Below are 14,048 nucleotides of genomic sequence, written 5' to 3'. Positions count from 1 at the left end.
GCCGGGGGACTTTTTTTTCCGGTCGTCGCGGCACACCCGTCCCGGAACACACGGCATTGGAACCGGCACCCGTCCCGTGGTGAAATAGCGGTGAAGCGGGGGTACCGGCGGCTGCCGGTTGAGACAGACCCTTCGAACCTGATGCGGGTGATGCCGCCGTAGGGAAGCTTTCGCGACAGGCGTATTGCGCCTGCGCACCGCCGCTTCGTCCCGCCTTGGCGCTCCACAGGACGAAACGCATGAACGCGGTGCCCTCCCAGTTGCAGCAGCAGGCCGAGCAGTTGTCGGCCGACGTCATCCGCCCGATCCCCGGCTCGCGCAAGATCCATGTCGAGGGCTCACGCCCGGACATCCGGGTGCCGATGCGCGAGATCACCCTGGCGCCGACCTCGACCCTGTTCGGCGGCGAGGACAACGCGCCGCTGGCGGTCTACGACTGCTCCGGTGCCTACACCGATCCGGCCGCGACGATCGACCTGGCCCGCGGCCTGAGCCCGCTGCGCGCGCAATGGATCGCCGAGCGCGGCGACACCGAGGCGCTGCCCGGGCTGTCGTCGGACTTCGGTCGCCAGCGCGAGCACGACCCGAAGCTCGATGCGGTGCGTTTCGGCAACCGCCCGCTGCCGCGCCGCGCCTTGGCCGGCGCCAACGTCACCCAGATGCACTACGCCCGTCGCGGCATCGTCACCCCGGAGATGGAGTTCATCGCGATCCGCGAGAACCAGCGCATCGACGCGATCCGCGAGGCGCACCTGCTGAAGCAACACCCGGGCGAGTCGTTCGGCGCCAGCATCCAGAAGATCATCACCCCCGAGTTCGTCCGCGACGAGGTCGCCCGCGGCCGCGCGATCATCCCCAGCAACATCAACCACCCCGAGAGCGAGCCGATGATCATCGGCCGCAACTTCCTGACCAAGGTCAACGCGAACATCGGCAACAGCGCCGTGAGTTCGGGCATCGCCGAGGAAGTCGAGAAACTGGTCTGGTCGATGCGCTGGGGCGCCGACACGGTGATGGACCTGTCGACCGGCAAGCACATCCACGAGACCCGCGAGTGGATCATCCGCAACTCGCCGGTCCCGATCGGCACGGTGCCGATCTACCAGGCGCTGGAGAAGGTCGACGGCCGCGCCGAGGAACTGACCTGGGAGATCTTCCGCGACACGCTGATCGAACAGGCCGAGCAGGGTGTGGACTACTTCACCATCCACGCCGGCGTGCTGCTGCGCTACGTGCCGCTGACCGCCAAACGCGTCACCGGCATCGTTTCGCGCGGCGGCTCGATCATGGCCAAGTGGTGCCTGGCCCACCACAGGGAAAGCTTCCTCTACGAACACTTCGAGGACATCTGCGAAATCATGAAGGCCTACGACGTCGCCTTCAGCCTCGGCGACGGCCTGCGCCCGGGCTCGATCGCCGACGCCAACGACGCCGCCCAGTTCGGCGAGCTCGAGACGCTTGGCGAGCTGACCAAGATCGCCTGGAAGCACGACGTCCAGACCATGATCGAAGGCCCGGGCCACGTGCCGATGCAGCTGATCAAGGAGAACATGGACAAGCAACTGGTCGAATGCGGCGAGGCGCCGTTCTACACCCTCGGCCCGCTGACCACCGACATCGCGCCCGGCTACGACCACATCACGTCCGCAATAGGAGCGGCGATGATCGGCTGGTACGGCTGCGCGATGCTCTGCTACGTCACTCCGAAGGAGCACCTCGGCCTGCCCAACAAGCACGACGTGCGCGAAGGCCTGATGGCCTACAAGATCGCCGCCCACGCCGCCGACCTCGCCAAGGGCCACCCCGGCGCGCAAGCGCGCGACAACGCACTTTCCAAGGCGCGTTTCGAGTTCCGCTGGGAGGACCAGTTCAACCTCGGCCTCGACCCCGAGCGCGCCGCCGAATACCACGACGAGACCCTGCCCAAGGACGCCCACAAGAGCGCGCATTTCTGCTCGATGTGCGGCCCGCACTTCTGCTCGATGAAGATCACCCAGGACGTGCGCGACTACGCCGCCGAGCACGGCGTCGACGAGCAGGCCGCGCTGGCCGAGGGCATGGCGGAGAAGGCCTCGGAGTTCCGCGCCGCCGGGGCCGAGGTCTACCGCAAGGTCTGAGCACGCGCGCCGGCGGCGGTTCTGCGGCAAACTCGCGGCCATGCCCATGAGCAACCACGGTTTCCTCTACCGCCGCTGGCGTTTCCTCGCCAGCCGGCATCCCTCGGCGGTGCTGCTGGCGGCGCAGTTGCTGAGCCTGCTGCTGTACCCGGTGTTCGACGGCCGCCACAGCGGCCGCGCGCTGTTCGGCGCGTTCGGCATCCTGTTCCCGCTGCTGGCGGTGTGGGTGGTCTCGCGCAGCCCGGCGGTCAAGTGGGTGGCCTGGCTGGTCGCGGCGCCGGCCATCCTGGCGTCGATACTCTCGATCCTGCTGGCCAGCGACACCCTGATGATCGTGTCGTCGACGCTGGAATCGGCGCTGTATTTCTACGCCGCGAGCGGCCTGATCCGCTACATGTTGAGCGACCACGTCGTCAGCGCCGACGAACTGTTCGCCGCCGGCGCGACGTTCACCCTGCTGGTCTGGGCGTTCGCGTTCGCCTACCTGGTGTGCCAGATGGTGGATCCGGGCAGCTTCGTCAACATGCTGGACCCCGCGCCGAACCGGCCGTGGATCGAGCTGCTGTTCCTCAGTGCCACCAACCTGTCGGCCACCGGCCTGGGGGACGTGGTGCCGGTGACGCCGATGGCGCGGGTGCTGGTGATGCTGGAGCAGTTCGCGGGGGTCGGCTACCTCGCGCTGGTGGTGTCGCGGCTGATCGGCCTGACACTGGGACGGACGCGCGACGCAGACTAGTTGCGGGCGTCTGGAACAGTCCCGTTTTGCGACATCGGGCGGTTCGCTTGTCCTTCAGGCACATGACCGCACGTTCGGTGTGCGTCAGAATTGAACGGATAGATGTCGAGCTACCTTGAACTCCTGCCATCCGATCGCCTGCGCGTGGGCCAATGCGAGGTGGACGTGCCGCTGCGCGAAGTCCACGCGCCGGGTGCACGCCGGCCGGTGCGGATCACGCCCAAGTCGATGGGCGTGTTGCGGGTGCTGGTCGGCAACGCCGGGAAGGTGGTCAGTCGCGATACGTTGCTGGCCGAGGTCTGGCCCGACACCCTGCCGACCAATGACGTCGTCACCCAGGCCGTGACCCAGCTGCGCAAGGCGTTCGGGCCGGCGGACAGTGCGACTCCTTATATAGAGACCATCGCCAAGGGCGGCTACCGGCTTCTTGCCGAGGTCGAGTGGCTGTCGCCGGTCGGAGTCGCCGCGGAGCCCGCGATAGCGGTGTCGCCAGGGTCCGATGGACCTGCCGGGGCCGGGGTGGTTCCGCCCGGACGCGACATCGACAGCCCGGCCGTCGCGCGACAGCAACGTGCCGGCTGGGGCGCGATGCTCGGGGCGACGCTGGTCGCGCTCGTGCTGGCCGGACTCCTTTACGGGTGGTCGGTGTGGCACGGCGCGCCGGCCCCGCCGCTCGCCACGCCGGTACCGGTACCGGCGGCCGTGACCTATGTTTCCGCGCCGCGGCTCATCACGTCTTCGCCGGGCTTCGAATGGAGTCCCAGCCTCAGTCCGGATGCGTCGATGGTCGCGTATATGGCCGTGCCGCAGGGCCAGCGCAACATCGCGATCATGGTCCAGACCACGACCCCGACGCCGTCGCGCCAGCTGACCCGGCCGGACGGGCAGGCCGACGACCTCAGCCCGGCCTGGTCCCCGGATGGCCGCGAGATCGCATTCCTGCGGGTGGTGCAGGGCGAACGCTGCGAGATCCGCGTGGTGTCCGCCAGCGGCGGTGCCGCCCGCGTCGTGGGCCAGTGCGATGAACACCACATGCCGAGTTTCGACTGGACCCCCGATGGCAAGGGGCTGGTGTTCGGCAGCCATGGCATCTCCCACGACCGTCCCGGCCTGCAGCGGCTCGACCTGGACACGGGCCGGCTGACCACGCTGGAGGACGGCGCCAGTCCGCTGAACCATGACTTCGCCCCGCGCTACTCGCCCGACGGGCGCTGGATCGTCTTCGTCCGCAACACCCCCCTGGGCGATTTCTGGCGCCTGCCCGCCACCGGCGGGACCGCGGAGCGGCTGACCCACCTGAACGCCCAGGTCCGTGGCTGGGACTGGGACCGCAACGGGAAGGCGCTGGTGTATTCCCGCCACCACGACAGCGAGAGCCGGCTGTACCGGCTGGATCTCGACACCGGCGCCCACGTCGAGCTGGGGATCAGGGACGGCGAGGATCCGGTGATCGCCGCCGACGCCCCCGCGCTGGCCTACGTGCAGCGCACCACCTGGTTCGGTATCTACCGGTTCGACCTGGACGAGGACGGCCCCGGCGAGCGCCTGTTCCGCTCATCGGGCCGCGACCGTCTGCCCGCCATCGCCCCGGATGGGCGGCAACTGGCGTTCGTTTCCGACCGTTCCGGTGAATACCGGCTGTGGTGGGCCGACGTTGACCAGCCGGACTCGCTGCGCCTGCTGGACGGCCTGCGGCCCGAGTCCCGCTACCTCCCGCGCTGGTCGGCCGACAGCCGCCACCTGCTCGTGGTCGGCCGCGAAATCGATTCCGCCGGCACGGCGTCGCCCGGCGTGTACGAGGTGGAGCCCGCCAGCGGTCGCATGACCCGGCTCGCGCTGCCGGTGGAGGAGCCGTTGCAGGCGATCTACATGCCGGACCCGACCGGCACCGGGGAGCGTGTGCTGGTGGTGTCGGCCGACCGCCGCGGGCGGCTGCACGCCGACCTGCTGGACCGCCTGCGCGACGGCTGGAAACGGGTGGGCCGGCTCGACGACGTGTCCCGGGTCGAGCTGGACGCATCCAGCGGCCGGATCCTGTTCGCGCGCCCGGCCGAATCCGGGCTCTGGCAGGCCGACCTTCAACTCCGGCCCGACAGCGTGCGCCAGGTCGACGCCATCTGGCCGACCCCTGCGCGTTACCGGTCGTGGACCGCGGCGACCGCGGGCGGGGTCTACGGCATCGAGCGCACCGCCGGCTGTTCGGCCCTGCTCGACGTGCACGGGGGAGCGGGCGGCACGGTGCCGCGCTGCCTGGACGCCAACCGCCGCGCAGCGACCTACGGACTCAGCCTGGACCCGCGCTCGAACCGGCTGTACGTCACATTGGTGGAGTACGACGCCAGCGACATTGGCTTTGCGGACTACGACCCGCCGCCCGAAACGCTCTGGCCGGGCGTGGGCAAGTAATTGACCCGATTGGGAAAAGTCCTTTCGTGATTTTTTCGTCTGGTCCTTCGGCACGATTTCGGCCAACTCTCCGCGAACTTTCCTGAAGCCGGCCAGCCGATGCGGCAAACCCATGGGCCACTCCTGGCAAATGGGTAGGCGATGGACAAGACACTCTGGGCCGATCGGGGCCAACTGCTGCAACTCGACCCGGCGGATGGCGGGGCTCTTGCGGGCAACGTCCCGGCCACCTGTATCGGCATCTCCCGGCTCGGCAGCGCGCAGTTGTCGCCACAGGTGTTCACCATCTGGGTGCAACTGCGTGGCAGTTCCTGGGTCGAGGCACGCGAAGGCCGGTTCCGGCTGCGTCGTGGCGAGTGGATGGCGCTCGAGCGCGATTCCCGCCCGCAACTGCAGACCGACCGCCACGGCGTCTGCATCGGCATCAGCCTTGGCGCGGACGCGCTGAAGGCGGCGGGCCGTGTTCCGGATCTCGGGCTGTACGCCGGGCGGGGCGGGCTGCAGAAGCGCGAAGCGCGGATGCTGGTACGCCTCTGGCGCGCCGCCGGCCATCGCCTCGCCTCGCTCCAGCCGGGTGCCGACGGCGCCGCCGAGATCGCCGTGTTGAGGCCGCTGCTGTTGCAACTGGCGGCGGTCCAGGGCGACCTGCGCGGGCGCATAGCGCGCTGCCCCGGACGTTCGGGGGTACGCAAGCGCCAGGTGTTCGGACGCCTGCAACGCGCCTACATGTACCTGGAAGGCAACTGCGACCGGGTGGTCCGGATCAGCGAACTGGCCGAACTGACCAGCTTCTCCAGCTGGTATTTCTCCAAGACCTTCCACGCCCTGTACGGCGAAAGCCCGCAGGCGGCGTCCGCGCGAATGCGGCTGGAGCGCGCGGCGGACCTGCTGGACAACAGCCAGATGATGATCGGCGAAGTGGCCGCCGCCTCGGGCTTCGACAACTGCTGCAGCTTTGCCCGCGCATTCCGCGCGCGCTACGGGGTTTCCGCCACCGGCTACCGCAATGCCGCCAGGAAGCTGGAAATGGCCTCTTTACCGGCGCTGTCAAGCGTGGCCGCAAGGACCGGTTCGGCAAAGTCAGCCGGCCCCCGACGCAAAGCGGCGTAGCCCTGCGGGCCGTAGTTTGGGCGACGCGCTTAACGCGCCCATAACGTTATCTGGAGAGAGATACATGAGTAACCGCAATTTGCGCCCCGCGATGAGGCTCGGCCTGCTGCCGGCCGGCATCGCGGTGGCCCTTGTGCCGGCCCTTGCCGGCGCGCAGGAAGCCGCCCCCGCCCCGCAGAACCCCACCACCCTCGATCGCATCGAGGTTACCGGTTCGCGCATCCGCCAGGTCGACCTGGAAACCGCCGCCCCGGTGCTGCAGATCAGCCGTGACGACATCGAGCAGCAGGGCTTCAACTCCGTTGCCGACATCCTGCAGAACATCAGCGCCGCCGGTTCCCCGGCGATCAGCCGCACCTCGCCGCTGTCCTCGGGTGAGGCCGTCGGCGGTTCCTACATCGACCTGCGCAACCTCGGTGCCAACCGCACCCTGATCCTGGTCAACGGCAAGCGCCTGGGCATTACCAACGGCGGCCTGCAGGACGTCGCCTCGATCCCGGCCGCGATGGTCGAGCGGATCGAAGTGCTGAAGGACGGCGCGTCGACCATCTACGGTTCCGACGCGATCGCCGGTGTGATCAACATCATCACCCGCCAGAACTTCGACGGCGCCGAAGCAAATGCCTACATCGGCCAGTACGGCCAGGGCGACGGCACCCGCGAGCAGTACAGCTTCGTGATGGGCAACACCGGCGACCGCGGGTCGGTCACCGTTGGCGTCGAGTTCACCGAGGAAGACCCGGTGTGGGCCAAGGACCGCTGGTTCAGCCGCGATGCCTTCCCGACCGGCAAGGGCTCGGCCCCGCGTCCCGGCGGCCTGTCCAGCATCAGCCAGTGGGGCAGCATCGTTGATGGTCCGCAGGGTTCGTTGCTGGGATACGACAAAAACACCGGTGAGCCGATCTACAACACCTCGTACACCCTCAACCGTCCGGGCGGTGACGCCACCGACTTCTCGGATTTCCATGAGACCAGCGGCGACGACGTCACCAACCCGGCCCTCGCTTCGACCGTTTATTCCGGTGTCAAGCGCAAGTCGGTGTTCTTCAACGGTGTCTACGACATCTCCGACGACATCCGCTTCGAAAGCGATGTGCTGTACACCGATCGCGAGTCGTTTGCGCAGAACGCCGGCTATCCGTACCGCTCCAACGTGTTCGGCACCCCGATGTCGATCGACAGCTACTACAACCCGCTGGGCAACCAGAGCGACTACGCGGGCGAGAAACAGGCGATCAACTTCTGGCGCCGTGGCTGGGAAGTGCCGCGCCAGGTGCAGAACAACCTGACCACCTTCCGCTTCACCGGCGAGTTCGCCGGCGCGTTCCAGATCGCCGACAGGTACTGGGACTGGGATGCCGGCTATCTGTACAACCAGAACAAGGGCACCCAGATCAGCACCGGCAACTTCAGCCTGGCTGCGGTTGAGGGCGCGGTGGGTCCGTCGTTCCTCAACAGCCAGGGCGTGGTCCAGTGCGGTACCGCGGACAACCCGATCCCGCTGGGGTTCGGTCCGGGCGCGTGCACCCCGTGGAATCCGCTGGTTCCGGACGGCGTGACCGGTCAGGGCGGCCTGGCCGATGCGGCCGTGCAGGCCTATCTGTACCTGCCGGGCCAAGCGTTGTCGGAGACCACCACCAAGTCGTACTACGCCAACCTGGCCGGCTCGCTGTTCAGCCTGCCGGCCGGTGACGTCGGCGTTGCGGTCGGCATCGAGCACCGTGACGAAGATGGCTACTTCTCGCCTGACGCCTTGGCCCAGACTGGCACCTCCACGGACCTGGCCTCCGGTCCGACCGGTGGCGGCTACTCGCTGGACGAGGCCTATGTCGAGTTCCTGGTGCCGCTGCTGGCCGACCTGCCGTTCGCGCAGGAACTGAGCGTCAGCCTCGCCAGCCGCTACTCCGACTACGACACCTTCGGTGACACCACCAACAGCAAGTTCGGCTTCACCTGGAAGCCGGTCGACTCGCTGCTGGTCCGTGGTACCTGGTCGGAAGGCTTCCGTGCGCCGACCGTTGCCGACTTGTATGGCGGCGTGGGCCAGAGCTTCGAGACCTACACCGATCCGTGCGATACCAAGTTCGGCTCGGTGGGCGGCAGCGCCCAGTGTCTGGCCGATGTTCCGGTCGGGTACCGTCAGCCGGCCAGCGATCCCGATGGCCTCGCCGATGGCCCGGGTACCGCTACCCCGACTCCGTTCCTGTCGGGCTCCAACGCGGATCTGACCCCCGAAACCTCGGAGTCGACGACCTTCGGCGTGGTGTGGAGCCCCGGCTTCGCGCAGAACCTGAACCTGTCGCTGGACTGGTTCAACATCCGCATCGAGAACACCATCGTCGATGACTCCCCGACCGCGATCCTCGACGACTGCTACGTCCGTGGCATCGAGTCGCGTTGCGATGCGCTGGGTTCGGATGCCTTCGTCCGTGATCCGGTCACCGGCGAGATCACCTCGCTGTCGTTTGGTGGGCGCAATGCGGGCTTCCAGGAGATCGAGGGTTTCGATTTCGATCTCAACTACCGTATGGAGACTGCTTACGGCAACTTCGGTCTGGCCTGGTTGAACACCTACGTCAGCAAGAACGAGCTCAAGACCGACAACCTGGATGGCGCACCACAGCAGCAGAACGGCTTCGGCGGCAACTTCCGCGTCCGCTCCAATGCCAGCCTGTCGTGGGACATGGGTGACTTCGGTGCCACCTGGTCGACCCGCTACTACTCGGGCGTCAAGGAAACCTGCACCTTCACCCTTGAGGATGATGGTCCGGAACTGGCCCGTTGCAGCCTGCCGAACTACGCTGCGCCGGACACCCAGGGCAACATCACGCCGATGAACGAACTGGGTTCCACCACGTTCCACGACCTGCAGCTCCGCTGGAACGCACCGTGGAATGCCACGATCGCCGTGGGTGCGAACAACGTGTTCGAGCACTATGCTTCGCCGAACTACGATGCTCCGAACTCCGGCTACTCGTACTACGGCGGATTCGACGTCGGTCGCTTCGTGTACATGAAGTACCAGCAGCGCTTCTGATCGATCCATTGATCGAAGTTGCAGGAGGCGGCCCCGGAAACGGGGCCGCTTTTTTTGATGCTGCTACCGGCCGACGCCGGGCATGAAAAAGGCCGCCCGAAGGCGGCCTTTTTCATGCCCGGCGATCCGCGCGGCGCGATCAGAAGTTCGGCTTGTCCGAGGATTCCTCGTAGCGCTTCATCGAGTCGAGCAGGATCTGCTTGGCTTCCGCGGCGTCGCCCCAGCCGTCGAGCTTGACCCACTTGCCCTTTTCCAGGTCCTTGTAGTGCTCGAAGAAGTGGCCGATGCGCTCGAGCCAGTGCGGGCTGACCTTGGCGATGTCGTCGATGTGGGTGTAGCCGGCGAAAACCTTCTCGACCGGCACGGCGAGGATCTTCTCGTCGCTGCCTGCCTCGTCGCTCATGCGCAGCACGCCGACCGGGCGGCAGCGGATTACCGAGCCGGGGATCAGCGGCAGCGGCAGGATCACCAGCACGTCGGCCGGGTCGCCGTCGCCGCACAGGGTGTGGGGGATGTAGCCGTAGTTGCACGGGTAGCGCATCGGCGTCGACAGGATGCGGTCGACGAAGATCGCGCCGGAGGCCTTGTCGACCTCGTACTTGACGGGCTCGGCGTCCTTCGGGATTTCGATGATGACGTTGATCTCATCCGGCGGGTTCTTGCCGGCGGGGACGAGGTCCAGGCCCATGCGGGAGTACTCCAGTAAAGCTGAGGGGGCGCGCCTGGTGGCGCGGTTGGCTGGCCATTTTAGCCGGCATCCTGCTGCGCTGCAGCAACCGTCCCGGAATGGAGACGTGCCCCAAAAGGAAACGGCGGCGATGCCTCGCCGCCGTTCCAGCCCTCCCGCACCTACTGTCCGCCGGGCGGTCGCCGGTCGAGGTACTGGTTGGCCCAGCGCTGGGCCACCTGCCCGGCGGCGTCGCGCCCGCCGAGGCCGAAGGCGAGTGCGACGGCCACGGCCACCGCGCCCAATACCAGTCCAAACGCGAGGTTGACGATGTCATCGGCCACGCCCATCGCGCGCAGGCCCATCGCGACCACCAAGCCGAGGATCGCCAGCCGCGCGATCCGGGCCATGCCGCGGCCTTCCGGGTTCGCGCGCTCGATCGCCGTGGCGGCCACGTCGGCCAGCCAGTAGCCGACCACGAAGATCACCAGCCCCAGCAGGATGTCCGCACCGAAGGCGATGAACTGCTCCAGCAGGCTGTGTACGCCGCCGAAGCCGAGCAGGGCGGCGGCTTCGACGGTGGCGAACAGCATGATGAAGAACAGCGCGACCTTGCCGGCCAGGTCCGACAGCGTCAGCGGCATGCCATCGGATGGCGAGGTGCCGACGCCGGTCGGGACGACGGTGCCATCGGGCGCGATGGTGGCGTCGGGGCCGGTGGTCGTCGGCGCCGGGGCTTGGGCGAACGCGTGGCCCAGGCCGATACGCTCGGGCAGCCGGTCGAAACCGAGGTTGCCTAGCAACCGCGCCACCAGCCCGGCGACGAAGCGGCCGATGAACCACGCCAGGATCAGGATCGCGGCGGCCGCGAGCACGTTCGGCACCGCCTGCAGGAACACGTCGAGCATGCGCGTCAGCGGCCGCGAGATCGCCTCGATCCGCAATGCGTCTAGCGCCGCGATCAGGGTCGGTACGATCACCAGGATGAAGGCCAGCGTGCCGCCCAGTTGCGACAGTTTGATGCCGCGGGTGTTCTCGTTGCTCTCTACGAAACGGTCGACGCCGGTCGCCGCCAGCAGGTTGCTGACGATGCCGCGGACCACCTTGGCGATGACCCAGCCGATCACGCCGATGATCGCCGCGGCCAGCAGGTTGGGCAGCATGCCGAGCAGGTCGGTCATCATGTTCGACAGCGGCGCCATCAACCCTTCGATCTGCAGCACGCCGACGATCGCCGGCAGGAACAGCAGCAGGACCAGCCAGTAGGCGACGTTGCCGAGGGTCTGCGACATCGGCTGGGCGTTGGCCTTCTCCGACAACTTCTCGTCGAGCTGGCTCGCCGCCAGCGCCTTGTTGACCACCACCCGGGCGAGGGTCGCCACCAGCCAGGCGACCAGCGCCAGCACGGCGGCGGGAATGATCGTCGAGGCGAACGACGACAACGGGCCCGATACGCCATCGACGTGCATGAAACTGAGCGCGCCGATCAGCGCCACCAGCAGGATCGTCCAGAACACGATGCGCGAGACGATGCGCTCGATGTCGACGTTGGAGCGGGTCTGCGCCGACAGGCGCTGGTTGGCGTTCACGGCTGCCAGTCCCTTGCGGGTCAGGGCGCTGGCGATCAGCGCGACGATCCAGCCGACCAGCAGGATCGCCAGTCCGCCGAGGATGCCGGGCAGGTAGGCGCCGAACGAGTTCTGCACGGAATCTTGCCAAGTGACAACTTGCATTTTCATCTCCCTCCCTGGGATGCGCGCACCCGCGGTGGCATGCACGCGGCGTGTGGATGCCGCAACGGCGACCCGTCGAACATGCCAAACGCAGGGTGAACATGGCGTTGGCTCGACGTTCATGCCGGCGGCCACGCGACGGGTCGCCCACGAAAAAGGCGGCCCGGAGGCCGCCTGGTTCATATCGAAAACCGCCTGCTTCAGAGCAACGGCACCATCAGCAGCGCGACGATGTTGATGATCTTGATCAGCGGATTGATCGCTGGGCCGGCGGTGTCCTTGTACGGATCGCCGACGGTATCGCCGGTGACCGCGGCCTTGTGCGCCTCGCTGCCCTTGCCGCCGTGGTTGCCGTCCTCGATGTACTTCTTGGCGTTGTCCCAGGCGCCACCGCCGGTGGTCATCGAGATCGCCACGAACAGGCCGGTGACGATGGTGCCGATCAGCAGGCCGCCGAGCGCCTTCGGCCCGAGCAGCAGGCCGACCACCACCGGCACCGCGACCGGCAGCAGCGAGGGCACCACCATCTCCTTGATCGCCGATCTGGTCAGCATGTCGACCGCGCGCGAATAGTCGGGCTTGCCGGTACCTTCCATGATGCCGGCGATCTCGCGGAACTGCCGGCGCACTTCCTCGACCACCGCACCGGCCGCGCGACCGACCGCTTCCATCGCCATCGCGCCGAACAGGTACGGGATCAGGCCGCCGATCAGCAGGCCGATGATCACCATGTGGTCGGACAGGTCGAAGGTGAAGACTTCGCCCGGGTTGTTGGCCTGCAGGTTGTGGGTGTAGTCGGCGAACAGGACGAGCGCGGCGAGGGCGGCCGAACCGATCGCGTAACCCTTGGTCACCGCCTTGGTGGTGTTGCCGACCGCGTCCAGCGGGTCGGTGATGTCGCGGATCTCCGACGGCAGCTCGGCCATCTCGGCGATGCCGCCGGCGTTGTCGGTGATCGGGCCGTAGGCATCGAGCGCGACGATCATGCCGGCCATCGACAGCATCGAGGTCGCCGCGATCGCGATGCCGTACAGGCCGCCGAGTTCGAACGCGCCCCAGATCGCCGCGCACACCGCGATCACCGGCAGTGCGGTCGACTTCATCGATACCCCGAGGCCGGCGATGATGTTGGTGCCGTGGCCAGTGGTCGAGGCCTGCGCGATGTGCCGCACCGGCTTGAACTGGGTGCCGGTGTAGTACTCGGTGATCCACACGATGATGCCGGTCAGGGCCAGCCCGATCAGCGCACAGCCGTAGAGGTTGAGCGCGCCGAAGCTGTTGTCGCCCATCAGCGCGGTGGTGATCGGGTAGAACGCGATCGCCGCCAGCACCGCCGACACGATCACGCCCTTGTACAGCGCGCCCATGATCGAGCCGCCAGCCTTCACCTTGACGAACATCGCGCCGATGATCGAGGCGATGATCGACACCCCGCCCAGCACCAGCGGATACAGCACCGCATTGGTGCCGGCCTCGGCGACCATCAGCCCGCCCAACAGCATGGTGGCGATCACCGTGACCGCGTAGGTTTCGAACAGGTCGGCCGCCATGCCGGCGCAGTCGCCGACGTTGTCACCGACGTTGTCGGCGATCACCGCCGGGTTGCGCGGATCGTCCTCCGGAATCCCGGCCTCGACCTTGCCGACCAGGTCGGCGCCGACGTCCGCGCCCTTGGTGAAGATGCCGCCACCAAGTCGCGCGAAGATCGAGATCAGCGAGGCGCCGAATGCCAGCCCGACCAGCGCATGCAGTGCCGGCTCGCCGGTGATGCCCATCGCGCCCAGCACCCACCAGTACCCGGCCACGCCGAGCAGGCCGAGCCCGACTACCAGCATCCCGGTGATCGCGCCGCCGCGGAACGCCACGTCCATCGCCGGGCCCATGCCCTTGCGCGCCGCTTCCGCGGTGCGCACGTTGGCGCGCACCGAGACGTTCATGCCGATGTAGCCGGCCGCGCCCGAGAGCACCGCGCCGAGCAGGAAGCCGATCGCGGTCGGCCAGTTGAGGAACAGCCCGATCACCACCAACAGCACCACGCCGGCAATCGCGATCGTGGTGTATTGCCGGTTGAGGTAGGCGCGTGCACCTTCCTGGATCGCGCCGGCGATCTCCTGCATGCGCTGGTTGCCGGCGGGCTGCGCGCCGATCCAGCGCGCCGAGATGATCCCGTACAGGATCGCGATGACGGCGCACACGAGCGCCAAGGTCAAACCGTACTGCTCCAGCATGGACCCCTCCCCAT

8 protein-coding genes and 1 riboswitch are annotated in these 14,048 nt (G+C 67.6%); of the genes, 5 read left to right on the top strand and 3 right to left on the bottom strand.

The features are described from left to right. The first annotated feature begins 87 nt into the window (after positions 1-87). Positions 88-183, top strand: a riboswitch (TPP riboswitch). A gap of 56 nt (positions 184-239) precedes the next feature. The 5 genes from thiC to ACT9AS_RS14110 all read left to right on the top strand — a co-directional run bounded on the left by thiC (position 240) and on the right by ACT9AS_RS14110 (position 9,406). After that, complete coding sequence (gene thiC, locus ACT9AS_RS14130) at positions 240-2,117, top strand: phosphomethylpyrimidine synthase ThiC (protein ID WP_445100802.1); 1,878 nt, start codon at positions 240-242, stop codon at positions 2,115-2,117. A 46-nt stretch (positions 2,118-2,163) separates the two neighbouring features. Further along, complete coding sequence (locus ACT9AS_RS14125; RefSeq protein ID WP_445100801.1) at positions 2,164-2,853, top strand: ion channel; 690 nt, start codon at positions 2,164-2,166, stop codon at positions 2,851-2,853. A gap of 102 nt (positions 2,854-2,955) precedes the next feature. Then, the gene (locus ACT9AS_RS14120) at positions 2,956-5,259 is read left to right on the top strand and encodes a winged helix-turn-helix domain-containing protein (protein ID WP_445100800.1); all 2,304 of its coding nucleotides are present in this window, start codon (positions 2,956-2,958) and stop codon (positions 5,257-5,259) included. Between the two features lie 141 nt (positions 5,260-5,400). Then, positions 5,401-6,369, top strand: a complete 969-nt coding sequence (locus ACT9AS_RS14115) for a helix-turn-helix domain-containing protein (protein WP_445100799.1) — start codon at positions 5,401-5,403, stop codon at positions 6,367-6,369. A 64-nt stretch (positions 6,370-6,433) separates the two neighbouring features. Then, positions 6,434-9,406, top strand: coding sequence for a TonB-dependent receptor domain-containing protein (locus ACT9AS_RS14110; protein WP_445100798.1), 2,973 nt, complete (start codon positions 6,434-6,436; stop codon positions 9,404-9,406). Between the two features lie 139 nt (positions 9,407-9,545). On the opposite strand, the gene ppa is transcribed toward ACT9AS_RS14110, so the two are convergent. The 3 genes from ppa to ACT9AS_RS14095 form a co-directional block, all read right to left on the bottom strand. After that, entirely contained in the window at positions 9,546-10,094 is a 549-nt protein-coding gene (gene ppa, locus ACT9AS_RS14105) for an inorganic diphosphatase (RefSeq protein ID WP_445100797.1), read from the bottom strand. 161 nt (positions 10,095-10,255) lie between these two features. Continuing rightward, positions 10,256-11,806: a mechanosensitive ion channel gene (locus ACT9AS_RS14100; protein WP_445100796.1), complete on the bottom strand. Its 1,551-nt coding sequence runs from the start codon at positions 11,804-11,806 to the stop codon at positions 10,256-10,258. A 200-nt stretch (positions 11,807-12,006) separates the two neighbouring features. Beyond that, the gene (locus ACT9AS_RS14095; RefSeq protein ID WP_445100795.1) at positions 12,007-14,034 is read right to left on the bottom strand and encodes a sodium-translocating pyrophosphatase; all 2,028 of its coding nucleotides are present in this window, start codon (positions 14,032-14,034) and stop codon (positions 12,007-12,009) included. Positions 14,035-14,048 lie beyond the last annotated feature (14 nt).

It is taken from the genome of Lysobacter sp. F60174L2, assembly GCF_052547135.1.
The sequence above is the reverse complement of the archived record's forward strand: the minus strand, read 5'-3'. Positions and strand labels throughout refer to the sequence as shown.